This window comes from Streptomyces africanus, from assembly GCF_030816955.1.
GTDB classification, from domain to species: domain Bacteria; phylum Actinomycetota; class Actinomycetes; order Streptomycetales; family Streptomycetaceae; genus Streptomyces; species Streptomyces africanus.
In genome coordinates, this window is record NZ_JAUSYP010000001.1 from 6225197 (window position 1) to 6247813 (window position 22617).

18 protein-coding genes, 5 tRNA genes and 1 pseudogene are annotated in these 22617 nt (G+C 71.5%); 16 read left to right on the top strand and 8 right to left on the bottom strand.

All coding sequences use genetic code 11. The features are described 5' to 3' along the window. The first annotated feature begins 60 nt into the window (after nucleotides 1-60). The 6 genes from QF034_RS28990 (at nucleotide 61) to QF034_RS29015 (ending at nucleotide 1374) form a co-directional block, all read left to right on the top strand. The gene (locus QF034_RS28990) at nucleotides 61-792 is read left to right on the top strand and encodes an HAD family hydrolase (protein ID WP_307177675.1); all 732 of its coding nucleotides are present in this window, start codon (nucleotides 61-63) and stop codon (nucleotides 790-792) included. A 92-nt stretch (nucleotides 793-884) separates the two neighbouring features. Beyond that, nucleotides 885-956, top strand: a tRNA-Gln gene (locus QF034_RS28995). 40 nt (nucleotides 957-996) lie between these two features. Next, nucleotides 997-1069 (top strand) — tRNA-Glu (locus QF034_RS29000). A 39-nt stretch (nucleotides 1070-1108) separates the two neighbouring features. After that, nucleotides 1109-1181 (top strand) — tRNA-Glu (locus tag QF034_RS29005). Nucleotides 1182-1201: 20 nt separating this feature from the next. Further along, nucleotides 1202-1273 (top strand) — tRNA-Gln (locus QF034_RS29010). Between the two features lie 28 nt (nucleotides 1274-1301). Further along, nucleotides 1302-1374 (top strand) — tRNA-Glu (locus QF034_RS29015). Nucleotides 1375-1549: 175 nt separating this feature from the next. Here the strand turns inward: QF034_RS29015 and ndgR are convergent. Further along, nucleotides 1550-2266, bottom strand: a complete 717-nt coding sequence (ndgR, locus tag QF034_RS29020) for an IclR family transcriptional regulator NdgR (RefSeq protein WP_020270051.1) — start codon at nucleotides 2264-2266, stop codon at nucleotides 1550-1552. A 197-nt stretch (nucleotides 2267-2463) separates the two neighbouring features. On the opposite strand from ndgR, the gene leuC reads away from it, so the two are divergent. The 4 genes and pseudogenes from leuC to QF034_RS29040 all read left to right on the top strand — a co-directional run bounded on the left by leuC (nucleotide 2464) and on the right by QF034_RS29040 (nucleotide 5777). Continuing rightward, the gene (gene leuC, locus QF034_RS29025) at nucleotides 2464-3894 is read left to right on the top strand and encodes a 3-isopropylmalate dehydratase large subunit (RefSeq protein WP_307177676.1); all 1431 of its coding nucleotides are present in this window, start codon (nucleotides 2464-2466) and stop codon (nucleotides 3892-3894) included. A 5-nt stretch (nucleotides 3895-3899) separates the two neighbouring features. Further along, nucleotides 3900-4493 carry a 3-isopropylmalate dehydratase small subunit gene (gene leuD, locus QF034_RS29030; protein ID WP_059421950.1) on the top strand — a complete coding sequence of 198 codons (594 nt, stop codon included), beginning with the start codon at nucleotides 3900-3902 and terminating at the stop codon, nucleotides 4491-4493. Nucleotides 4494-4770: 277 nt separating this feature from the next. Beyond that, nucleotides 4771-5001: an SCO5555 family protein gene (locus QF034_RS29035; RefSeq protein ID WP_020270054.1), complete on the top strand. Its 231-nt coding sequence runs from the start codon at nucleotides 4771-4773 to the stop codon at nucleotides 4999-5001. Between the two features lie 136 nt (nucleotides 5002-5137). Continuing rightward, nucleotides 5138-5777: pseudogene (locus QF034_RS29040) on the top strand (HU family DNA-binding protein). A gap of 80 nt (nucleotides 5778-5857) precedes the next feature. Here the strand turns inward: QF034_RS29040 and QF034_RS29045 are convergent. Together QF034_RS29045 and cofC are read right to left on the bottom strand one after the other, a co-directional pair. After that, nucleotides 5858-6061, bottom strand: coding sequence for a hypothetical protein (locus QF034_RS29045; RefSeq protein ID WP_307177677.1), 204 nt, complete (start codon nucleotides 6059-6061; stop codon nucleotides 5858-5860). Between the two features lie 9 nt (nucleotides 6062-6070). After that, nucleotides 6071-6709 carry a 2-phospho-L-lactate guanylyltransferase gene (cofC, locus tag QF034_RS29050; RefSeq protein WP_307177678.1) on the bottom strand — a complete coding sequence of 213 codons (639 nt, stop codon included), beginning with the start codon at nucleotides 6707-6709 and terminating at the stop codon, nucleotides 6071-6073. Between the two features lie 158 nt (nucleotides 6710-6867). On the opposite strand from cofC, the gene QF034_RS29055 reads away from it, so the two are divergent. From QF034_RS29055 to QF034_RS29065, 3 genes are read left to right on the top strand one after another with little or no spacing between them, the layout of a single operon-like run. Next, nucleotides 6868-7698 carry a lysophospholipid acyltransferase family protein gene (locus QF034_RS29055; RefSeq protein WP_307177679.1) on the top strand — a complete coding sequence of 277 codons (831 nt, stop codon included), beginning with the start codon at nucleotides 6868-6870 and terminating at the stop codon, nucleotides 7696-7698. Then, nucleotides 7695-8705 carry an NAD(P)H-dependent glycerol-3-phosphate dehydrogenase gene (locus QF034_RS29060; protein WP_307177680.1) on the top strand — a complete coding sequence of 337 codons (1011 nt, stop codon included), beginning with the start codon at nucleotides 7695-7697 and terminating at the stop codon, nucleotides 8703-8705. The genes QF034_RS29055 and QF034_RS29060 overlap by 4 nt, the downstream gene beginning before the upstream one ends. 59 nt (nucleotides 8706-8764) lie before the next feature. After that, nucleotides 8765-9922, top strand: a complete 1158-nt coding sequence (locus QF034_RS29065; RefSeq protein WP_307177681.1) for a D-alanine--D-alanine ligase family protein — start codon at nucleotides 8765-8767, stop codon at nucleotides 9920-9922. A gap of 33 nt (nucleotides 9923-9955) precedes the next feature. Here the strand turns inward: QF034_RS29065 and QF034_RS29070 are convergent, their stop codons facing one another. Then, nucleotides 9956-10477: a DUF3515 domain-containing protein gene (locus QF034_RS29070; RefSeq protein WP_307180001.1), complete on the bottom strand. Its 522-nt coding sequence runs from the start codon at nucleotides 10475-10477 to the stop codon at nucleotides 9956-9958. A 20-nt stretch (nucleotides 10478-10497) separates the two neighbouring features. Beyond that, entirely contained in the window at nucleotides 10498-10731 is a 234-nt protein-coding gene (locus QF034_RS29075; protein WP_003997603.1) for an Lrp/AsnC family transcriptional regulator, read from the bottom strand. Between the two features lie 206 nt (nucleotides 10732-10937). On the opposite strand from QF034_RS29075, the gene QF034_RS29080 reads away from it, so the two are divergent. Continuing rightward, nucleotides 10938-11903, top strand: coding sequence for a thiamine-phosphate kinase (locus QF034_RS29080; RefSeq protein ID WP_307177682.1), 966 nt, complete (start codon nucleotides 10938-10940; stop codon nucleotides 11901-11903). Further along, nucleotides 11900-12691: a bifunctional hydroxymethylpyrimidine kinase/phosphomethylpyrimidine kinase gene (thiD, locus tag QF034_RS29085; RefSeq protein ID WP_307177683.1), complete on the top strand. Its 792-nt coding sequence runs from the start codon at nucleotides 11900-11902 to the stop codon at nucleotides 12689-12691. Before QF034_RS29080 ends, thiD begins: the two co-directional genes overlap by 4 nt. A gap of 125 nt (nucleotides 12692-12816) precedes the next feature. On the opposite strand, the gene rpmB is transcribed toward thiD, so the two are convergent. The 3 genes from rpmB to QF034_RS29105 all read right to left on the bottom strand — a co-directional run bounded on the left by rpmB (nucleotide 12817) and on the right by QF034_RS29105 (nucleotide 20091). Next, nucleotides 12817-13002: a 50S ribosomal protein L28 gene (rpmB, locus tag QF034_RS29090; protein WP_003993230.1), complete on the bottom strand. Its 186-nt coding sequence runs from the start codon at nucleotides 13000-13002 to the stop codon at nucleotides 12817-12819. A 208-nt stretch (nucleotides 13003-13210) separates the two neighbouring features. Further along, nucleotides 13211-18256, bottom strand: coding sequence for a hypothetical protein (locus QF034_RS41810; RefSeq protein ID WP_503167796.1), 5046 nt, complete (start codon nucleotides 18254-18256; stop codon nucleotides 13211-13213). Next, nucleotides 18253-20091, bottom strand: a complete 1839-nt coding sequence (locus QF034_RS29105; RefSeq protein ID WP_307180002.1) for an HSP90 family protein — start codon at nucleotides 20089-20091, stop codon at nucleotides 18253-18255. The genes QF034_RS41810 and QF034_RS29105 overlap by 4 nt, the downstream gene beginning before the upstream one ends. A 191-nt stretch (nucleotides 20092-20282) precedes the next feature. Here QF034_RS29105 and recG point away from each other — a divergent pair, with 191 nt between their 5' ends. Further along, the gene (gene recG / locus QF034_RS29110) at nucleotides 20283-22520 is read left to right on the top strand and encodes an ATP-dependent DNA helicase RecG (protein WP_307177685.1); all 2238 of its coding nucleotides are present in this window, start codon (nucleotides 20283-20285) and stop codon (nucleotides 22518-22520) included. Nucleotides 22521-22617 lie beyond the last annotated feature (97 nt).

The following is a 22617-nucleotide window of genomic DNA, read 5'->3' on the forward strand; positions in this document are numbered from 1 at the left end:
GGACAGGGCCCGCGGCCCGGCCCCGGGCTGAGAACACCGGGCGGTGGGTACGGTCGGACCATGAGCATCCACGCCGTGGTCTGGGACGTCGACGACACCCTCTTCGACTACACCACCGCCGACCGCCTCGGCATGCGCGCCCATCTGACGGCCGAGGGCCTGCTCGACGACTACGACACCGTCGAGCAGGCCATCGCCCGCTGGCGGGAGATCACCGACGTGCAATGGGCGCGCTACGCGGCCGGTGAGGCCACCTTCGAGGACCAGCGGCGCGACCGCGTACGGGTGTTCCTCGGCCACGACCTCACCGACGCCGAGGCCGACGCGTGGTTCAAGCGGTACCGCGCCCACTACGAGGCGGTCTGGGCTCTCTTCCCGGACGTCCTGCCCGTCCTCGACTCCCTCGCCGCCAGCCACCGGCACGCCGTGCTGTCCAACTCGAGCATCCACGTCCAGGACCGCAAACTGCGCGTCCTCGGCGTCCACGACCGCTTCGAGAGCATCCTGTGCGCGGCCGAGCTCGGCGTCTCCAAACCCGAGGCCGGGGCGTTCCTCGCGGCCTGCGAGGCCCTCGACCTGCCGCCGCACCAGGTCGCCTACGTCGGCGACCACCCGGAGATCGACGGACGGGGCGCCGCCGACGCCGGGCTGCTGTCGGTGTGGATCGACCGCGGGGGCGTGTACGCCACGATCGACCCGCCGGTCGGGCCGCGCCGCATCGCCTCCCTCGCCGAACTGCCGTCTGTGCTCGGCACGGATAGTCGTTTTGGAGCCCCGTCCACCTTCAGGTAATGTTCTTCCTGCGCCGCGGGGAGCGGGCCGGAAGGCAGGAACCCCTAGGCGCACTACTAGAACAAAATCCCCCCAGGGGGCTTGCGTTCCAGTGGCCTATGGTGTAATTGGCAGCACGACTGATTCTGGTTCAGTTAGTCTTGGTTCGAGTCCAGGTAGGCCAGCTCGCAGAGCTCATCTGCGCCAGCGGATTCCGATCCGCAAGCCCCCGTTGTGTAGCGGCCTAGCACGCTGCCCTCTCAAGGCAGTAGCGCCGGTTCGAATCCGGTCGGGGGTACGGTTCCGAAAGATCGACGATCATCTCGGGACTGCTAGGGCCCCCGTTGTGTAGCGGCCTAGCACGCCGCCCTCTCAAGGCGGTAGCGCCGGTTCGAATCCGGTCGGGGGTACTGACTGGTCTAAACCACATTGGTCTATGGTGTAATTGGCAGCACGACTGATTCTGGTTCAGTTAGTCTTGGTTCGAGTCCAGGTAGACCAGCTCGGACCTGCGGAAACGCAGAGTCCACGCCCCCGTTGTGTAGCGGCCTAGCACGCCGCCCTCTCAAGGCGGTAGCGCCGGTTCGAATCCGGTCGGGGGTACTTTCAGAAGAGGCCCTCCACTTCGGTGGGGGGCCTCTTGTTTTGGGGGCGCGGGGAACTGCGCGATCAACCACTGACGGCCGGACGCGATACGAAACCCCACGCCAACGGCGCCTGCTCGGGGAAAGTCTGCCGCGGCGTTGAGGCCGACTCTCCCCGAGAACGCCCCGTCGGTTCAGCCGGTGCGCCGCAACGCCTCGGAGAGACGTCCGGCCGCATCGATCACGGCCTGCGCGTGCATCCGGCCAGGATGCCGCGTCAACCGCTCGATCGGCCCGGACACCGACACCGCGGCCACCACCCGGTTGGAAGGCCCCCGCACCGGCGCGGAAACGGACGCCACCCCCGGCTCGCGCTCACCGATCGACTGGGCCCAGCCCCGCCGCCGTACGCCCGACAGTGCCGTCGCCGTGAAGCGGGCGCCCTGCAGACCGCGGTGCAGCCGCTCCGGCTCCTCCCAGGCCATGAGGATCTGCGCCGAGGAGCCGGCCTTCATCGTGAGCGTCGAGCCGACCGGGACCGTGTCCCGAAGTCCGGACAGACGCTCTGCCGCGGCCACGCAGATGCGCATGTCGCCCTGGCGGCGGTAGAGCTGCGCGCTCTCGCCCGTGACGTCACGGAGGTGGGTGAGCACCGGGCCCGCGGTGGCGAGGAGACGGTCCTCACCCGCGGCCGCGGCCAGTTCTGCCAGGCGAGGGCCGAGAATGAAACGGCCCTGCATGTCGCGCGCCACCATGCGGTGGTGTTCCAGCGCCACGGCCAGGCGGTGGGCCGTGGGTCGTGCCAGTCCGGTGGCGCCGACCAGGCCCGCGAGGGTGGCCGGACCGGACTCCAGAGCGCTCAGGACGAGGGCCGCCTTGTCCAGAACGCCGACGCCGCTACTGTTGTCCATGAAACGATACTCGCGTCTCACTCTGTGAAACGCAAGTTCAAATTCTCGTGGAACCCGCCACTCTGGAAGCCACGAAGTCACAGCGGCCCGTGACGTACGGGCCTGGCGGCGGTTGCCCGGAAACGCAGGGGCGCGGGCCCGCCTCCTCAAGATCTCTAGTTGGGCCGGCGGATCGTCGTCGGCCGGAGGGAACAGCGATGGGTAGGACACTCGCGGAGAAAGTCTGGGACGACCATGTCGTCCGGCGCGCGGAGGGCGAGCCCGACCTTCTCTTCATCGATCTGCACCTGCTGCACGAGGTGACCAGCCCGCAGGCCTTCGACGGCCTGCGCAAGAGCGGCCGCAAGGTCCGGCGCCTCGACCTCACCATCGCGACCGAGGACCACAACACCCCCACCCTCGACATCGACAAGCCGATCGCGGACCCGGTCTCCCGGATCCAGCTGGAGACGCTGCGCAAGAACGCCGCCGACTTCGGCGTGCGGCTGCACCCGCTGGGCGACGTCGAGCAGGGCGTCGTGCACGTCGTCGGCCCGCAGCTGGGCCTGACCCAGCCGGGCACCACCGTCGTCTGCGGCGACTCCCACACCTCCACGCACGGCGCCTTCGGCGCGCTGGCGTTCGGCATCGGCACCTCCCAGGTGGAGCACGTGCTGGCCACCCAGACGCTGCCGATGTCCCGCCCGAAGACCATGGCGATCACGGTCGACGGCGAACTGCCCGAGGGCGTCACCGCCAAGGACCTGATCCTCGCGATCATCGCGAAGATCGGCACCGGCGGCGGCCAGGGCTACGTCCTGGAGTACCGCGGCGAGGCCATCGAGAAGCTCTCGATGGAAGCGCGCATGACCATCTGCAACATGTCGATCGAGGCCGGCGCCCGCGCGGGCATGATCGCCCCGGACGAGACCACCTTCGCCTACCTCAAGGGCCGCCCGCACGCGCCCGAGGGCGCGGACTGGGACGCGGCCGTCGCGTACTGGAAGACGCTCAGGACGGACGAGGACGCCGAGTTCGACGCCGAGGTCGTCATCGACGCCGCCGAACTGTCGCCGTTCGTCACCTGGGGCACCAACCCCGGCCAGGGCGCACCGCTTTCGGCGTCGGTCCCCGATCCTGCTTCGTACGAAGACGCATCGGAGCGCTACGCCGCCGAAAAGGCCCTGGAGTACATGGGGTTGGAGGCCGGGCAGCCGCTGCGCTCCATCAAGGTGGACACCGTCTTCGTAGGCTCCTGCACCAACGGCCGCATCGAGGACCTGCGCGCCGCGGCCGAGCTGATCAAGGGCCGCAAAGTCGCCGACGGCGTACGGATGCTGGTCGTCCCGGGCTCCGCGCGGGTCGGTCTCCAGGCCGTCTCCGAGGGTCTGGACGTCGTCTTCAAGGAGGCCGGCGCCGAGTGGCGGCACGCGGGCTGCTCGATGTGCCTGGGCATGAACCCCGACCAGTTGGCCCCGGGTGAGCGCTCCGCGTCCACCTCCAACCGCAACTTCGAGGGCCGGCAGGGCAAGGGCGGCCGGACGCACCTGGTGTCGCCGCAGGTCGCGGCCGCCACCGCCGTCCTGGGCCACCTGGCCTCCCCGGCCGACCTGTCCGCCGCCGACACCCGTACGCCCGCTGGAGTCTGAGAACCATGGAAGCCTTCACCACCCACACCGGCCGGGCCGTCCCGCTGCGCCGCAGCAACGTCGACACCGACCAGATCATCCCTGCCCACTGGCTCAAGAAGGTCACGCGGGACGGGTTCGAGGACGGGCTGTTCGAGGCCTGGCGCAAGGACGCGTCGTTCGTGCTCAACCAGCCCGAGCGGCAGGGTGCGACCGTCCTGGTCGCCGGCCCCGACTTCGGCACCGGCTCCTCCCGCGAGCACGCCGTCTGGGCGCTGCAGAACTTCGGCTTCAAGGCCGTGATCTCCTCCCGCTTCGCCGACATCTTCCGCGGCAACTCGCTGAAGAACGGCCTGCTCACGGTCGTTCTGGAGCAGAAGATCGTGGACGCGCTGTGGGAGCTCACCGAGAAGGACCCGCAGGCCGAGATCACCGTCGACCTGGTCGCCCGCGAGGTCCGCGCCGAGGGCATCACCGCCTCCTTCGAGCTGGACGAGAACGCCCGCTGGCGGCTGCTGAACGGCCTCGACGACATCTCGATCACCCTCCAGAACGAGGCGGACATCGCCGCGTACGAGGCGAAGCGCCCATCGTTCAAGCCGCGGACGCTCCCGGTCTGACCCGGAGCACGATCCGCCGCCCTGGAGCAAGGCGACTTTCGGCCACCGCAACACCCCCTCTGTGCCCCTGATCAGCCCGATCGGGGGTACAGCTGTTTCTGCACCCGAACGGCCCTGCCCCTGTCGGGCCGGCCACTCAACTTCCCACGTTATGCCGGTGGTTGTTGGGGTACGCGAGTGGTACAGCCGTGACGTCCGTGTGCGCCCGGAAGGCCGTTTGAGGCGGTAGTTGTCCCCTGCGCAGGCGACAACTCGCCCCAGATGGCACAATCTGTGCATGGAACACGACGGCCAACTCGAGCTCTATACGGCAGTCGCGGGCCAACTCAAGGAAGCGCACGCAAGAGTGCGCGCACTGCAAGTCCCGGAGGGCGTACGGATGGCGCTGACCCGGAAGCTGCTGGTCATTACGGCCGCGGCCAAGCACGATCTCGCCGACGCGGCAAGGAGGCTGGATCGGTTCACCGCGGACCTCGACGAGGGACGTCTCCCCGACGAGGAACGCTGAACCGGACGACACCGCCGAGTTCGTTGCGGCACAAGGGTGATAAGCCCGTTTCGTGTTTGATTTGCGGTATATATCTGCCTAACGTGCGAAAAAGCTTGAACACTTTCGTTCTGGCGATGTCTCCGAAGGGGAAGACGTGAACAAGGCGCAGCTCGTAGAAGCGATTGCCGACAAGATGGGCGGCCGACAGCAGGCCGCCGATGCTGTCGACCATGTACTGGACGCCATCGTCCGCGCGGTCGTCGCTGGTGAGAGGGTTTCCGTCACCGGCTTCGGTTCCTTCGAGAAGGTCGACCGTCCGGCCCGCTACGCCCGTAATTCCCCAGACGGGCGAGCGGGTTCGGGTCAAGAAGACCTCCGTTCCGCGCTTCCGTGCGGGCCAGGGCTTCAAGGACCTGGTCAGCGGCTCGAAGAAGCTGCCGCGTGGCGGCGAGGTCTCCGTCAAGAAGGCTCCGAAGGGCAGCCTGACCGGCGGCGCCGGCGCGACGGTCAAGAAGGCCGCCGCGAAGAAGGCCACCACCAAGACGGCGGCCGCGAAGAAGACCACGGCCAAGAAGACGACGGCGAAGAAGGCCACCACCAAGACGGCGGCCGCGAAGAAGACCACGGCGAAGAAGGCCCCGGCCAAGAAGACCACGACGGCCAAGACCACCGCCGCGAAGAAGACCACCGCCAAGAAGGCACCGGCGAAGAAGGCGACCGCCAAGAAGGCGCCCGCCAAGAAGTCGACGGCGCGCAAGACCACCGCGAAGAAGACCACCGCCCGCAAGAAGTAGGGGCGCTGGGGCACTCACGCGCCGGGCCGGACTCCGTACGGAGTCCGGCCCGCGGTGCGTTCAGGGAGTGAGCAGAGGGTTCAGAGGGTCTGGAGGGTCACCAGAGTGATCCGCAGGTCCTCCTGCGCGCCCTCCACCTCGATCCGCACGCGCTGTCCCGGTCGTAGCAGCCTCAGGCCCCCGGCGTCGAACGCCGCCGCGTCGAAGGGCACCGGTGTGCCGTCGTCCAGCAGCACCTGCCCGCTGCGGCTTTCGGGGTCGTACGTGTACGCGGTCGCCTGCATGGCCGCAGCCTACTGCCCGGGTATGAGCAACCGCGCGGCGGCCGCGGCCGTATGAGGACCGACCCCCAGGGCGAGCGCGGTGCGCAGGTCGTCGCCGGTGTCCACGTCCTGGCGTACGGAATCCACGGCGGCGAGGGACAGTTCCACGGCACCGGACGCGCGGTGCTGGGCGCGGGAATCGACACCGAATGCCGGGAACAATTGCCGTCCAGGGGCGGCGGCCAGCAGGGTCGTACCGATTGCGGCCGCGTCCGGGAGAAAAGCGCGCGGGAATTCAGCGGCGGCGTCGAGTACCCGGGTCAATTCCGGCGGGCGCAGCGCCGGCAGGTCGGCGTTCAGCGCGGCCACCGGACTTTCGGGACGTGCGGACCGGACGGCCCCCGCCGCGTGTGCGAGGGCGGCGTTGAGGCCGCTTCCCGGCTCGTCGGGGATGATCGCCGCGCCCAGTGCGGCCAGCTCGCGGCCCGCCCTGGCGTCGTCCGTGACGACTGCCACATCCCGGACCGCCGGGCAGGCCAGCGCGGCCGCCACCGTGTCCTGGGCGAAGGCCAGCGCCAGGTCCGGCCGCAGCCCGTCGTCCGCGGTGTCCGCGAGCCTGCTCTTGGCCTGGGCCAGGGGCTTCAGGGGTACGACCAAGGTCCACTGCACAGATGTTCCGTCCTTCTCTTGTCGCGGTCATTGTCACCCGGGGCCGCCGGTGCCCGGTGTGTCGGGGCGTACGGTGTTCTCGACAGACCGGCGGCCTGGGGCGACACTTGTGCGGCCCCCCGAGGCCCCCGCTTCAGGCCCTAGAGGAAGGTGTCCGCGTGCCCCGCCGCAGAATCGGCTTCTGGTACCGCTTCGCCGCGGTGATCTGCAAACCGCCGCTGGTGGTTCTGCTCAGGCGGGACTGGCGCGGAATGGAGCACATTCCGGCCGAGGGTGGATTTATCACCGCGGTGAACCACAATTCGCACATCGACCCTTTCGCTTACGCGCACTTTCAGTACAACACCGGGCGCGTCCCGCGATTCCTCGCGAAGAGCGGGCTTTTCAGGAAGGGATTCGTCGGCGCCGCGATGCGCGGCACGGGGCAGATCCCCGTCTACCGCGAGAGCACGGACGCGCTGAGCGCCTTCCGGGCCGCTATCGAAGCCGTGGACCGCGGGGAATGCGTCGCCTTCTATCCCGAGGGCACCCTCACCCGCGACCCGGCGGGCTGGCCCATGACCGGCAAGACCGGGGCCGCGCGCGTCGCCCTCCAGACCAAGTGCCCGGTGATCCCCGTCGCCCAGTGGGGCTGCAACGAGTTGCTGCCGCCGTACGCGAAGAAGCCGCACCTCCTGCCGCGCAAGACGCACCGCGTGCTCGCCGGACCGCCGGTGGACCTCACGCGGTTCTACGACCGGGAGATGACCACGGACCTCCTGAAGGAGGCCACCGAGGTCATCATGGCCGCCATCACCCGCCAGCTGGAGGAGATCCGCGGCGAGAAGGCGCCCGAGACGCCCTACGACCCGCGCCGGGAGCGGATCGAACAGCGGCGCCGCACCCAGGCGCAGACACAGCGGGGCGAGCAGCAGGCGGCGTCACCGGTGCAGTCGGCGCCATCGGCACAGTCGGCACAGTCGGGACAGGAAGAGGGGCTGGGCAAGTGAGCAAGCCGGTCAAGGCGGCGGTCCTGAGCGCCGGTTCGTGGGGCACGGCCTTCGGCATGGTGCTCGCCGACGCCGGGTGCGAGGTCACCCTGTGGGGGCGCCGCCCGGAGGTCGTGGACGCGATCAACTCCACCCGCACCAACCCCGACTACTTCCCGGGCGTCGAGCTCCCGGAGAACGTCCGGGCCACCACGGATCCCGCACAAGCCGCCGCGGACGCCGACTTCACGGTCCTCTCGGTCCCCTCGCAGACCCTGCGCGGCAACCTCGCCGACTGGGCTCCGCTGCTCGCCCCCGGCACGGTCCTCGTGTCGCTGATGAAGGGCGTCGAACTCGGCTCCGCGATGCGGATGAGCGAGGTCATCGACGACGTCGCCAAGGTCGGCCCGGAGCGCATCGCGGTGGTGACCGGACCCAACCTGGCCCGCGAGATCGCCGCGCGGATGCCGGCCGCCGCCGTGGTCGCCTGCACCGACGAGGCCGTCGCCCAGCGGCTCCAGACCGCCTGCCACACGCCGTACTTCCGCCCGTACACCAATACGGACGTGGTGGGTTGCGAACTGGGCGGAGCCGTGAAGAACGTCATCGGCCTGGCCGTCGGCATCGCGGACGGCATGGGCCTCGGCGACAACGCCAAGGGCTCGCTCATCACGCGCGGCCTCGCCGAGACCACCCGGCTCGGCATCGCGCTCGGCGCCGACCCGCTGACCTTCTCCGGACTCGCCGGCCTGGGCGACCTGGTGGCCACCTGCTCCTCGCCGCTGTCCCGCAACCACACCTTCGGCACCAACCTCGGCAAGGGCATGACGCTCCAGGAGACCATCGCGGTCACCAAGCAGACCGCCGAGGGCGTCAAGTCCTGCGAATCGGTGCTGGATCTGGCCCGCCGGCACGGCGTCGACATGCCCATCACGGAGACGGTCGTCGGCATCGTGCACGAGGGCAAGCCTCCGGTGGTGGCTCTCAAGGAGCTGATGTCGCGCAGCGCGAAGCCGGAACGACGCTGAGCGACGCGGCTCCGCGGGCGCTGTATCCCGGCCTTACCAACGGGTACTCTCAACGCGATATGAGCACCGAGAACCTCCCCCAGAGCCCCGAGCAGCCGCCTCGCAAGCCGCGTGTGGCCGTCGTGTTCGGCGGGCGCAGCTCCGAACACGGGATCTCCGTGGTCACGGCCGGCGCCGTCCTCAAGGCCATCGACCGGACGAAGTACGACGTCCTGCCGATCGGCATCACCCAGGACGGCCGTTGGGCGCTCACGGCGGACGAACCGGAGCGGATGGCGATCGTCGACCGGCGCCAGCCGAGCGTCGACCTGCTCGCCGAGTCCGCCGAGGGCGGAGTGATCCTCCCGGTCGACCCGGCCAACCGCGAAGTCGTCTACAGCGAGCCGGGATCGGTCCCCAAGGCGCTCGGCGAGGTCGACGTGGTCTTCCCGGTGCTGCACGGCCCCTACGGCGAGGACGGCACCCTCCAGGGCCTCCTGGAGCTCTCCGGCGTCCCGTACGTCGGTTCGGGTGTGCTCGCCTCGGCCGTGGGCCAGGACAAGGAGTACATGAAGCGGGTGTTCACCTCGTTCGGGCTGACGGTCGGCCCGTACGTGGTGATCCGGCCGCGCGAGTGGGAGCGCGACGAGGCCGCCGCCCGCAAGAAGATCGTCGACTTCGCCGGCGAGCACGGCTGGCCGCTGTTCGTGAAGCCCGCGCGCGCCGGTTCGTCGATCGGCATCACCAAGGTCGACGATCTCCCGGGCCTCGACGAGGCCATCGCCGAGGCACAGCGGCACGACCCGAAGATCCTCGTGGAGGCCGCGCTGCGGGGCCGCGAGATCGAGTGCGGCGTCCTGGAGTTCGAGGACGGCCCCCGGGCCTCCGTGCCCGCCGAGATCCCCTCTCCCGAGACGCACGCGTACTACGACTTCGAGGCCAAGTACATCGACTCGACGCCGGGGCTCGTGCCGGCGCCCCTGACGCCGGAGGAGACGGCTCAGGTGCAGCGCCTGGCGGTCGACGCCTTCGAGGCGGCGTCCTGCGAGGGCCTGGTCCGCGCGGACTTCTTCCTCACCGAGGACGGCGAGTTCGTGATCAACGAGATCAACACGATGCCCGGCTTCACGCCCATCTCGATGTATCCGCAGATGTGGCAGGCGAGCGGGGTGAGCTACCCGGAGCTGGTGGACCGTCTGGTGCAGGCGGCACTTCGCCGTTCCACGGGCCTTCGCTAGGGCGGACTCAGGACGACCCGCACAGCACGGCGCTCAGGAGGCGATCCCCTCGGGGATCGCCTTTTTCACAGCCGGAGCCAGATCGATGAGAGCCCCCGAGGTGTCCACACCCTCCGGCACCGCCACCTCGACATAGACCTCACGGTTCGCCGAGGTGAACCGGTATCCCCCGTCGTCCTGCTTCTCCATCAGCCAGTCGACCCCGTTCACACCGCCGGCGACCGCATCCGGATCCCGTCCGTCCGCCACCTTCGGATCGACCATCTTGGGCGGTTGCGGCACACCGCAGCGAAGTATGATCGCCGGGCTCCCCCAGCCCGCCGTCAACGCCGACGCGGGCTCGGGATCCTCACGACGCTCTCCGTCCACCTTCGCGGGCAGTACCTTGTCCAGGTTCCGGCACAGTTCCGTGGCCTTCGCGTCCGGACTGGGAACCGCCGCCGACGCGCTGTCGTCTGCCGAGGAGCAGCCCGCGGCAGTGATCAACAGCGCGAGAGCGGGCAGGCGGAAGAAAACACGGAACACAGAACGGTGCCGGTGACGGAAAGAGTTCACCGGCACAGGGTAGACGGGGGCTAGAGATGGACGACCGGGCAGGTCAGAGTGCGGGTGATGCCGTCGACTTGCTGGACCTTGGCGACCACCATGCGTCCGAGGTCGTCGACGGTGTCGGCCTGGGCCCGCACGATCACGTCGTACGGTCCTGTGACGTCCTCGGCCTGGATGACCCCAGGAATCTTGCTGATCGTCTCTGCGACGGTCGACGCCTTGCCGACCTCCGTCTGGATCAGGATGTACGCCTGTACCACGGAACCTCCAGGGCGGCCACGAGGATCATGTGGGGAAAAGGAACGCCACGGTATCGCGTCGCCGCTCGTCGCGGGGAGACCTGCGGGGACCGGGTCTTGCGCGCCGGGGTGCAGGTCCGGCAGAACTTGACGGTCACTTCGACCGTAGCGAGGACCGAGAGGCCTCGCGACCGGGCATGGACAGGGACAGAAGGGGAGAAAGGGTAATGAAGGGCACTGTTGGTGAGCTCGGTGAGTTCGGGCTCATCAGGGAGCTCACCTCCCGTCTGACCACCACCCCGGCGGTCCGGGTCGGCCCCGGCGACGACGCCGCCGTGGTGGCCGCGCCCGACCGCCGGGTCGTGGCCAGTACGGACATCCTGGTGGAGGGCCGGCACTTCCGCCGGGACTGGTCGACGGCCTACGACGTGGGCCGCAAGGCGGCGGCGCAGAACCTCGCCGACATCGCCGCCATGGGTGCCGTACCGACCGCGCTGCTGCTCGGTCTGGTCGTTCCGGCCGAGCTGCCGGTGACGTGGGCGAGCGAGCTGATGGACGGCCTGCGCGACGAATGCCAGGTGGCCGGTGCCGCCGTGGTCGGCGGTGACGTCGTACGCGGCGACTCGATCATGGTGTCGATCACCGCGCTGGGCGATCTGCGCAACCAGGAGCCGGTGACACGGGCGGGCGCGCAGCCCGGCGACCTCGTCGCGGTGACCGGCTGGCTGGGCTGGTCGGCTGCCGGGTACGCGGTGCTGTCGCGCGGGTTCCGCTCGCCGCGCGCCTTCGTGGAGGCCCACCGGCGGCCCGAGCCGCCGTACCACGCGGGTCCGGCCGCCGCCGGGCTCGGGGCGACCGCGATGTGCGACGTGAGCGACGGGCTGATCGCCGACCTGGGGCACATCGCCGAGGCCAGCAAGGTGCGGATCGACATCCGCTCCGGGGCGATCGACATCCCCTCGCAGATGAACGACATCGGGCAGGCCGTCGGCGTCGACCCGATGCAGTGGGTGCTGACCGGGGGAGAGGACCACGCGATCGTGGCGACCTTCCCGCCGGACGTGAAGCTGCCCGCCCGCTGGAAGGTCATCGGCGAGGTCCTCAACCCCTCGGCGCTGCCCCAGGTGACGGTCGACGGGGCACCGTGGACCAGCAAGGGCGGCTGGGACCACTTCGGGGACATGGAGTCATGATTCCCAACGTCCTCACGGTGGCGGGCTCCGACTCGGGCGGCGGCGCCGGCATCCAGGCCGACCTGAAGACGATGCTCGCGCTCGGCGTGCACGGCATGAGCGTCCTCACGGCGGTGACCGCGCAGAACTCCCTCGGCGTGCAGGGGGCTTGGGAGCTTCCGGTGGAGGCGGTGCGGGCCCAGTACCGCAGTGTCGTGGACGACATCGGCGTCCAGGCGGTCAAGACCGGGATGCTGGCCTCCGCCGAACTCGTGGAGACGGTCGCCGAGTTGCTCGCGGGCACGGACGCCCCGGCGGTCGTCGACCCGGTGGGCGTCTCCAAGCACGGCGACTCCCTGCTCGCCGCGTCCGCACTGGACTCCGTCCGCACGAAGCTGCTCCCGGTGGCCACGGTCGCCACTCCGAACCTCGACGAGGTGGCCCAGCTGACGGGCGTCCGGGTCGAATCGGAGGAGCAGCTGCGGCGGGCCGCGGCGGCCGTGCTCGGCTACGGGCCGCGGTGGGTGCTGATCAAGGGCGGCCATCTGTCCGGGGACGCCGTGGACCTGCTCACGGACGGCTCCGAGGAGCACTGGCTGCGGGCGCCGCGCCACGACAACCGGCATACCCACGGCACGGGCTGCACGCTGGCCTCGGCGATCGCGTCACAGCTCGCGAAGGGGCACTCAGTGCCGGAGGCGGTGGCGGCGGCCAAGGAGTACGTCACCGGGGCGATCGCGGCCGGGTTCGCACTCGGCGGGGGGATCGGGCCGGTGGATCATGGCTGGCGGTTCCGGGCCGGGTTCTGAGCGTCCGGGTTCGTTCCCGGGTGCCCGAGCCCGTTCCCGGGCGTCCGGGCACCGCAAAGAGCCGGTCCACCAGAGGTGGACCGGCTCTGTAAGCGAACCAGCAGTGGCCGCGCGCTAGCTGAGCGTCAGCGCGAGACCTTGCCGGCCTTGATGCACGAGGTGCAAGCGTTCACGCGCTTCGGCGTCCCGCCCACCACGGTACGCACACGCTGGATGTTCGGGTTCCAGCGACGGGACGTACGGCGGTGCGAGTGCGAGATGTTGTTGCCGAAGCCCGGCCCCTTGCCGCAGACGTCGCAGTTGGCAGCCACGGGTCACTCCAAAGACTTCAGATGCACTTACGGTTGATCCCGGCATGCCGGGATCCGGATCAGAGGATCTGAGTGGCGCTGCCAGGGGAATGGCCCGATTCGATCGGGCAACCGGAGCAGCATACAACGACTGCGCCCGTGCAGTGAAACTACCATGGTCAGGCCGGGGGCTCTCCCGTCCCACTTCCGGCGGACACCGCCCCGGGGTCTACGCTGCGTGCCACGTCCAGCAGCTCAGGGAGGCGCGGTGGCGCAGGTGCCGCAGACATTCTTCGATGCTCTCGCGGTGCGCACCTGGTGCGGTCTCGCACTCGAGACGCTGGGGCGGGCGCGTGAGGAGATCGACGCGATCAACGTCTATCCCGTGGCGGACGGGGACACCGGTACGAATCTGTATCTGACCGTGGAGTCCGCCGTCGCGGCGGTCGAGGCCGTGTTCGCCGGGCATGCGGCGAGGTCGGGCCCTGAGGGGCCGACGCTGGCCGACGCGGTCCGGGCGATGGCGCACGGGGCGCTCATCGGTGCCCGTGGGAACTCCGGGACGATCCTCGCCCAGCTGCTGCGCGGCATGTCCCAGGTGCTGGCCGACCATGAGAGCGGGCACGCCGACGGCAAGACCGCGCACGCCGACGGCCAGGGCCTGCGACTGGCCCTGCGGCACGCGGCCGACTCCGCCCGGCAGGCCGTGGCCCACCCTGTCGAGGGCACGGTCCTCACGGTCGCCTCGGCCGCTGCCGACGCTGCCGACGCGGCCTGCGGTGCGCGGGGCGACTGCGGGACGGTGGCCAGGGCGGCCTACGAGGGAGCCAGCGCGGCCCTGGCCGCGACCCCCGGCCAGCTGCCCGTCCTCGAACGCGCCGGAGTGGTCGACGCCGGCGGTCGGGGGCTGGTGGCGGTGCTCGGGGCGCTGGTGGAGACGTTCACGGGGGAGAGGCCGCGGGACGGGGCGGCGACGGTGACGGCGGGTGCGTCGGGGGTGGGCGAGGACGCAAGCCCGCACGGCGCGTGTGCCGACACCGCCGCCGGGGCCGGCCAGGACGGCCCCGCCTTCGAGGTGATCTACCTCCTGGAGGCGGAGGACACGGCCGTGGCGCGGTTGCGGGAGCGGCTCGACGCGCTCGGGGACTCGCTCGTCGTGGTCGGCGGTGACGGGCTCTGGAACGTCCACGTCCATGTCGACGACGCGGGCGCCGCCGTCGAGGCCGGTATCGAGGCCGGGCGGCCCTACCGGATCCGCATCACGCACTTCGGCGCCGGCGACGTGCACACCACCGGAGCCGAGCGGCCTCCCCGTGAGCGTGCCCAGCGTGCCGTCGTGGCCGTGGTGCCCGGCGAGGGCCTGGCCGGGCTGTACGCCGAGGCCGGCGCGACGACCGTGCTCGCACGCCCCGGGGAGCCGCCCGCGAGCGGCGAGCTCGTGCAGGCCGTACGACGGGCCCACGCGCGCGAGGTCGTGCTGCTGCCCAATGACGCGGAGCTGCGCCACACCGCCGCGGCGGCGGCCGAGCAGGCCCGGACCGAGGGCATCCGGGTGGCCCTCATCCCGACCCGCTCGGCGGTCCAGGGCATCGCGGCGCTGGCCGTGCACGAGCCGGAGCGCCGTTTCGACGAGGACGTGGTGTCGATGACCTCGGCGGCCGGTGCGACCCGCTACGCCGAGGTCACCGTCGCCGAGCGTCAGGCCTGGACGATGGCCGGCATCTGCCAGGCCGGCGACGTCCTCGGCCTGATCGACGGTGATGTCGCCGTGATCGGCTCGGACGTCACGGCCACCGCCCGGTCCGTCCTGGACCGCATGCTCGCGGCCGGGGGCGAGATGGTCACCCTGGTGCTCGGCGACGAGGCTCCCGACACCATCGCGGAGCACCTGGAGGGTCGGGTCCGCGAGGGGTACCTCGCCGTCGACACGGTCGTGTACCGGGGCGGGCGGCAGGGGGCCGTGCTGCTCATCGGTGTGGAGTAGGAGGAGCAGGGCGGGTACCGGGTGATTCAGTCCTGGTCCTCCGCCGCGAGGCGGAGCATGTGCTCGGCCTCTGCCCGCCGGGCCCGCACCGCCTCGGCGTCGCCGTCCCCGTCGTCGGCCTCCGCCTCGTCGGGTCCGTCGTACGCCGCCAGCACCGCACGCGCGCGTGCCCTCGCGTCGGCGAGACGGCCCAGCTCGATCTCCAGCCAGCCCGCGGTGAGTTCGGCGCCGGTACGGCTGTGCAGGGCGTCGTCCCCGAGCGAGGCGAACACCTCGGCCGACCGCAGCAGTTGGGACAGCGCCTCCTCGAACACGGCCGGGAGCGAGACCTGCGCGTCGCCCTCGGAACCGGACCGGGGCCAGCAGGTCGCCGAACTGGCGGTGGGTGTGGCCGAGTTCCGCGACGAGCTGCTGCCGGGACTCCACATCGGCCGCCGTGTCCCGTGCCGCCTCGCACTCCCGGACCGCGTCCGCCATCAGGGCGCGCGCCTCGTCGAGCCGGTCCTCCGTACGCAACGCCAGCCAGGCGCGGGCGCGCAGGGCCCGGATCAGCCCGTGCACGTTGCCGAGTTCGCGCCACAGGTCGCCCGCGCGTGCGTAGGCCCGGTCCGCCTCGTCGGCCAGTCCGGCCTGCCCGAGGGACTCCCCGGCCAGGTGGGCGAGGGTCGCGTGGTCGTGCTGTTCGGGCCAGTGCCGGGCGGTCTCGGCGGCCTGGAGACGCCGTTCGGCGGCAGCGCGGTGCTCGCCGAGTTCGCTCAGGCAGTCGCCGAGCCACCACTGTGTCTGCACGACCGCCCCGTCGCCGTGCGTCTCGGCGGTCAGGTCGGGCAGTGCCGACTCCAGGACCTCCGCGGCCTCGGCCCACCGTCCCTGCCGCAGCAGGAACCCGCCGAGCTGCTGCCGGGCCCAGGCGCCCAGCGTCGCGCCCTCGCCCGCCTCGTCGGCCCAGTGCGCGGCCTCCAGGGCGTGCTGGGAGGCCTCGACGACCTCGCCCCGGCCGCCGGTCAACTCGGCGAGCTGGAGGTGCAGCTGGGCCCGTCCGGGCGCCTCCAGATGGGCTCCGCCGTGCTCCAGGGCCGCCCGCAGTGCCCGTTCCGCCTCCGCCATGTCGCCGAGGTGGTGGGCCAGGGAGGCCAGCCGGGCCTCGTACTCCACCGCGAACCACGGCAGCCCCGCCGCGACGAACGCCGCCGCGCCCCGCGCGAACAGTGCCGCGGCCGTCTCCAGGTCCCCGCCCAGTCCGGCCAGCTCGGCGAGCATCGCCTGAGCCTCGGCGCCCCGCGCGGCCAGCCGCACGTCCTCCCCGGCCCGCCCTTCGACGAGCGCGATGACTTCCCGGACAGCGGCTTCGGCCACGGCGACGACCGAGCCCGGCCTGGCGCCCACGCCGTCGCCGGGAACCGTCTCGGGCCTGGGGCCCGGGTCTTGGTCGAGGGCCGTTTCCGGCCTGGGGCCTGTGTCTTGGCCGAGATCTGTTTCCGGCCTCGGGCCTGTGTCTTGGCCGAGGCCCGTTTCCGGCCTCGGGCGCGTGTCGTCGCCGAGGGCCGTTTCCAGACCGGAGCTCGCGTCTTCGCCGTCGGTCGCTTCCGGCCTGGCCCCCGCGCCCTCCCCGAGAACCGCATCCGGCCCCCGGCCCTCGGTGTGCGCCGGAATCGGCTCGGGGTCGTGGCCCTCGGCGTAGCTCTCCTGGGCGCCGCCGGCCCCGGTCTCGTGTGCCCGGCGCATCAGGATCCTGGCCCGTGCCATCAGGACGGACGCCGTCTGCCGTAGCCCCGTGTCGCCGGCGGCGTACAGCGCGAGGATCTCGTCGTAGAGGCCGGACACGGCCGCGAGCGCCCCGGCCACGTCACCCGCGAGAGCGCGTACGTACGCCGCACGCGCGCGTGCCGCCAGGGCCTCCCCGGGGTCGCCCGCCGCCGCGTACAGCCGCGCGGCCCGTTCGAAGAGCGCGGTGCCCTCCGGGCCCAGGCCCATCGCCTCGTGGTCGGCGATCTCGGCGCGGTCGCGCGGGTCCAGCTCCACGCCCTGCGCGGCCTCGGCGACCGCCGCCCACGCCTCCACGGCGCCCGGCCGCAGGTTGTCCGACAGCCGGCGTGCCTCGGCCAGCAGCGCGGGCAGATCCGGCTGCCCGGTCGCGGCGGCCGTGACCACCGGGGGAGCGGGCGCAGGCACCGGCCGTACCGACCGCACCCCCAGCGGCAGCCGCTCCGCCAGCGGGCGCCGCTCCATCCGCGCGCGGGCCCGCTCGGAGACGTACGTCGTGCCGTTGCGCTCGTCGAAGCGCGCCGCCAGGGCGAGGGCCTCCGCACGCGCGTGCGCGGCCAGTTCCCCGGCGGTCCACTCCCGGCCGGCCGGACCGGGCACCTGCCGGTCACCCAGCCCCAGCCCGGTCAGACGGTCCATGAGCAGGGCCACCACGCTCATGAACTCCAGCTTGCTCTGCGGCTGCCCGTCGTCCGTGAAGTACGCCGGCCGCTCCGCGAGCAGCTCCAGACCGCGCGCCTCGTTGCCGGTCAGCGCGCAGAACTCCACGTGCTCCGCGTACGCGCCGCGCATGCTCTCCATGGCCCGTACGAGCCGGAAGCCCCGCAGATGGTTCGCGCGGGCCTCGTCCAGGCGGCCCAGCCGCAGCAACGGCACCAGGGAGGAGGCGAGGGCCGTGTGCGGCTCGTGGGCGCAGGCGTACTCGCCCTCCAGCACCGGCCGCCACAGCTCCAGCGCCTCGGCGTCCCGGCCCCGCTCCGCCTGCCACCAGCCCTGCCCGTGCAGTTCGCAGGCGTGGCAGTCGGCCATGCTGTCCCGGTCGGCGGCCAGCCACGCGGCATACGCCCGCTCGGCCCGCGCCAGGTCCCCGACATGCGCGGCCACACTGTGCTCGGCGCTGCGCACGGCCCGCTCGGAGTGCCCGGCGAGCCGGTAGCGGTGCTCCATCTCGCCGAGCCACTTCTCGATCGACGCGAGCGGGATGTGCGGCTGGTCGAGCATGCCGGACGACACCCACTTGAAGACCCAGTGCAGCGAGTGGGTCTCGTACTCGTCGAAGTCCTCGGGCCGTTCGTCCCACATGCGCAGCAGACGCGCGAAGGGGACGAACATCTTCCCCTTCTCGGAGCTGTAGTTGTAGACCTTCAGCTGGTGTCCGAGCGCCTCGATCACGGCGAGCGGGACGTTCAGCTTCTCGGCCACCGTCAGCAGCTCCTCCGCGCGCGCGTTGCGGGCCGGGCCCTCCGGCTGCTCGGCGTTCTCCGCCATCGCCCGGCGCAGGGCGTCGAAGTCCGTGATCTCACTCATGCCTGACCGTCCTCGCTGTGCGTGGCCCACTCCAGGAGGCCGATGAACGCGCGGTTGAGCAGCGCCGAGTCGGCGGGCCTGAGCGGCCGCTGCGCCATCAGCAGCGCCTGCCCGTACAGCGACTCCGTGGCCGTACCGATCAGCTCCGGGTCGTGCAGCGAACTGATCCGCCGGACCAGCGGGTTGAGATGGTTGAGCACCAGACGCGCGCGGGGAGCGCTGCCGCGCAGGGAGCCGAGGATGCCCGCCCAGAGGTCGTCGGCCTGTGCCTCGGCGTCCGCCCGCGCCTGTTCGTGCCGGGCGTCCCGGTCGTCGAGGTGCAGCGCGGGCACGGAGAGCGGGTGGAAGGCCCGCAGCACCACGTCGCAGCCCAGCGGGTCGAGCCGGGCCCGCGCCGCCGCCAGGAAGCCGGACAGGGCCAGTTCCTCGGCCGGGTCCACCGCGTCCAGATGCGCGGTCACCGTCTCGGCGTCCAGCTCGGCGACCACGGTCCCCGGCCGCACCGACGGCAGCGCCTCCACCAGCTCGCTGTCGTACGTGTAGCCGCCGTTGATCACGCCGATGCCCTGCGCGGACGCGATCGGCGCGACCTGCCGGTACTCCTCGACGGTCCGCGTGAAGTGCACCACCGGGTGCCGCTGCCCGAACTCCTCCAGGGACAACCGTCCGTCGGTCGTCTCGAAGGGCAGCCACGGCAGCATCGTGCGCAGCATCTCCCGGTCGTGCCGGGCCAGGGACTTCACGCCCAGGTGGTGCACCGCCAGGAACGCGGCCAGCCGCTCCGGATCACCGGCGGCCAGACCGGTCAGCCAGGCCCGGATCCGCTCGCCCAGCGCCTCCCGTACGGCGGCCAGCGTCTCGTCCTCGTACAGCGCCTCGCGCGACGCCGTCGGCCGCAGGCTGTCCGTGTCGAGCACGCAGCGCACGAAGAACGCCCAGTCGGGCAGCAGCTGTTCGGCCCGCTCGGTGAGCAGCATGCCCTTGAGATGGACGCGGTGACCCGCGCGCTGGGCCGGGCTGACCGCCGACGGCAGCACGTACGCCACCCCGCGGACGCCCGCCAGCGGCACGGACAGGTCGATCGTGTCCAGCGGGGTGAAGCCGAACAGCTCGTGGCAGTGCCGGGCGAGGGCGACGCGGCGGGCGGCCGGGCCCGGATACGACCGGTCCCAGGGCGCCGGGAGGTCGGTGACGGGCTCGTCGCCCACCCGGACGTCGTACGGCAGCAGCGACCCGAAGTCCCGCGCCAGCGTGCCGACCCGCTCGGGCGTGAGCCACTCCGCGGCCCCCGCCCGGGCCACCAGATGCACGGTGGTGCCCGGTTCGGGCCGCTCGGCGTCCGGCAGTGTCCGCACGGTGTACGAACCGTCGTCGGACGCCGTCCACTCCACCGGCGGCGCCCCGGGCGTACGGGCGCTGCGGCTGACCACCCGGATCCGCTCGGCGACGACGAAACAGGCCAGCAGGCCGATGCCGAACTGCCCGAGGAAGTCGGAACGCGCCTCCTGAAGGCCCTCGGCGCGCTTGGAACTGCGCCCGATCGTGGCGAGCAGGTCGTGCACGTCCGCCTCGGTGAGCCCCACGCCGGTGTCCTCGACGCGCAGGGTGCCGCCCTCCGCGGACAGCCGCACCCGGGCCGGAGCATCGGGTTCCGTCGCGCGTCTGGCCGTGATGGCGTCCACGGCGTTCTGCAACAGCTCGCGCAGATACACCTTCGGACTGGAGTAGAGGTGGTGGGAGAGCAGGTCCACCAGACCACGCAGGTCGACCTGGAACGTATGAGGTGACTGGGGCGAAGGGGATGGCTGGGATGCCTGTGAGGTCTGGGAGTCCATCATCACGGCGCCGGTGGGGGGACTCGCGACGGCGCGGGGTCGGGCGGTCCCGGTGAGGCGGTGACCGCGAAAAGGAGGCCGGGAGCGCGTCATCCTAAGGCCGGAACCAGCCGCCTGACCAGGGGTTTCCGGGGACGTATACGGCGATGTGCGCCGCGGCCTCTACGGCATTGTCAGTGGTGTGGTGTGCAATGGATCTCGTGCCCGCACTTCACGAACCGCTGCAACAACCACTGAAGTCGGTGCTCGGCCCCGCCACCGCGAAGGTGATGGCCGAGCACCTCGGCCTGCGCACCGTCGGTGACCTGCTCCACCACTACCCGCGCAGATACGAGGAGCGCGGCCAGCTCACGCACCTCGCCGACCTCCCCATGGACGAGCACGTCACGGTGGTCGCCCAGGTCGCCGACGCCCGCCTGCACACCTTCGCCTCCGCCAGGGCCCCGCGCGGCAAGGGCCAACGCCTGGAGGTCACGATCACGGACGGCAGCGGCCGCCTGCAACTGGTCTTCTTCGGCAACGGCGTTCACAAGCCCCACAAGGAGCTCCTGCCGGGCACGCGCGCGATGTTCGCGGGCAAGGTCTCCGTCTTCAACCGCCGCCTCCAACTCGCCCACCCGGCCTACGAGTTGCTACGGGGCGACCCGGAGGAGTCCGTCGAGACATGGGCCGGCGCCCTGATCCCGATCTACCCGGCGACCGCCAAACTGGAGTCCTGGAAGATCGGCAAGGCGCTCCAGACGGTCCTGCCCACGGCCCAGGAGGCCGTCGACCCACTGCCGGAATCCCTGCGCCGGGGCCGCGGCCTGGTCCCGCTCCCCGAGGCCCTCCTCAAGATCCACCGCCCGCACACCAAGGCGGACATCGAGGACGCCCGCGCCCGCCTCAAATGGGACGAGGCCTTCGTCCTCCAGGTCGCCCTCGCCCGCCGCCGCCACGCGGACGCCCAGCTCCCCGCGGTCCCCCGCACACCCACCCCCGACGGCCTCCTCACGGCCTTCGACGCCCGCCTCCCCTTCACCCTCACCGAAGGCCAGCAGCGGGTCTCCCGGGAGATCTTCGACGACCTGGCCACGGACCACCCGATGCACCGGCTGCTCCAAGGGGAGGTCGGAAGCGGGAAAACGATGGTGGCCCTGCGCGCCATGCTCGCCGTGGTCGACGCCGGCGGCCAGGCCGCCATGCTCGCGCCCACCGAAGTGCTCGCCCAGCAGCACCACCGGTCGATCGTCGAGATGATGGGCGAGCTGGCCGAGGGCGGCATGCTGGGCGGGGCCGACCAGGCCACCAAGGTGGTGCTGCTCACCGGCTCCATGGGCGCGGCCGCCCGCCGCCAGGCGCTGCTCGACCTCACCACCGGTGAGGCCGGCATCGTCATCGGCACACATGCGCTGATCGAGGACAAGGTGCAGTTCCACGACCTGGGCCTGGTCGTGGTCGACGAACAGCACCGCTTCGGCGTCGAGCAGCGCGACGCCCTGCGCGGCAAGGGCAAACAGCCCCCGCACCTCCTGGTCATGACGGCCACGCCGATTCCGCGCACGGTCGCGATGACGGTCTTCGGTGACCTGGAGACCTCCGTCCTGGACCAGCTCCCGGCCGGCCGCTCGCCGATCGCCAGCCATGTCGTCCCGGCCGCCGACAAGCCCCACTTTCTGTCCCGCGCCTGGGAACGGGTCCGCGAGGAGGTGGGCAACGGCCATCAGGCGTACGTGGTCTGCCCCCGCATCGGCGACGAGGAGGACGACCCGAAGAAGGCCGGCAAGAAGAAGCCCTCCGGAGCCCCCGGGTCCCCCGAGGACGCCGCGGAGAAGCGCCCGCCCCTCGCGGTCCTCGACGTCGCCGACCAGCTCTCCAAGGGCCCCCTCCAGGGCCTCCGGGTCGAGGTGCTGCACGGCCGCATGCAGCCCGACGACAAGGACGCGGTCATGCGCCGCTTCGCCGCCGGGGAGACGGACGTCCTGGTCGCCACGACGGTCATCGAGGTCGGCGTCAACGTCCCCAACGCCACGGTCATGGTGATCATGGACGCCGACCGCTTCGGCGTCTCCCAGCTCCACCAGTTGCGCGGTCGCGTGGGCCGTGGCTCGGCCCCCGGCCTGTGCCTCCTGGTCAGCGAGATGCCCGAGGCGAGCCCGGCCCGCCAGCGCCTGAACGCCGTCGCCGCGACCCTCGACGGCTTCGAACTCTCCCGCATCGACCTGGAACAACGCCGCGAGGGCGACGTCCTCGGCCAGGCCCAGTCGGGCGCCCGCACCAGCCTGCGGATGCTCGCGGTCATCGAGGACGAGGAGATCATCGCGGAGGCGAGAGAAGAGGCAGTGGCGGTCGTGGCCGCCGACCCGGAGCTGACCCACCTCCCGGCCCTGCGGACGGCACTGGACGCCCTCCTGGACGAGGAGCGGGAACAGTACCTGGAAAAGGGGTGACGGGTATTGCCCCCAAGGGGCGCGGGGCAGTAGTCCATATGCGGCTACCGCCGCGCGGGCGCGACCAGCCACACTGGTACCTGAAGCCGCCCACACC

Bases quoted from the DNA above. Each gene is read 5' to 3' on its own strand.
- QF034_RS28990 (WP_307177675.1), top strand. From the start codon at position 61: ATGAGCATCCACGCCGTGGTCTGGGACGTCGACGACACCCTCTTCGAC.
- ndgR (WP_020270051.1), bottom strand. From the start codon at position 2,266: ATGGACAACAGTAGCGGCGTCGGCGTTCTGGACAAGGCGGCCCTCGTC.
- leuC (WP_307177676.1), top strand. From the start codon at position 2,464: ATGGGTAGGACACTCGCGGAGAAAGTCTGGGACGACCATGTCGTCCGG.
- leuD (WP_059421950.1), top strand. From the start codon at position 3,900: ATGGAAGCCTTCACCACCCACACCGGCCGGGCCGTCCCGCTGCGCCGC.
- QF034_RS29035 (WP_020270054.1), top strand. From the start codon at position 4,771: ATGGAACACGACGGCCAACTCGAGCTCTATACGGCAGTCGCGGGCCAA.
- QF034_RS29045 (WP_307177677.1), bottom strand. From the start codon at position 6,061: ATGCAGGCGACCGCGTACACGTACGACCCCGAAAGCCGCAGCGGGCAG.
- QF034_RS29065 (WP_307177681.1), top strand. From the start codon at position 8,765: ATGAGCACCGAGAACCTCCCCCAGAGCCCCGAGCAGCCGCCTCGCAAG.
- QF034_RS29080 (WP_307177682.1), top strand. From the start codon at position 10,938: ATGAAGGGCACTGTTGGTGAGCTCGGTGAGTTCGGGCTCATCAGGGAG.
- thiD (WP_307177683.1), top strand. From the start codon at position 11,900: ATGATTCCCAACGTCCTCACGGTGGCGGGCTCCGACTCGGGCGGCGGC.
- QF034_RS41810 (WP_503167796.1), bottom strand. From the start codon at position 18,256: ATGAGTGAGATCACGGACTTCGACGCCCTGCGCCGGGCGATGGCGGAG.
- QF034_RS29105 (WP_307180002.1), bottom strand. From the start codon at position 20,091: ATGGACTCCCAGACCTCACAGGCATCCCAGCCATCCCCTTCGCCCCAG.
- recG (WP_307177685.1), top strand. From the start codon at position 20,283: ATGGATCTCGTGCCCGCACTTCACGAACCGCTGCAACAACCACTGAAG.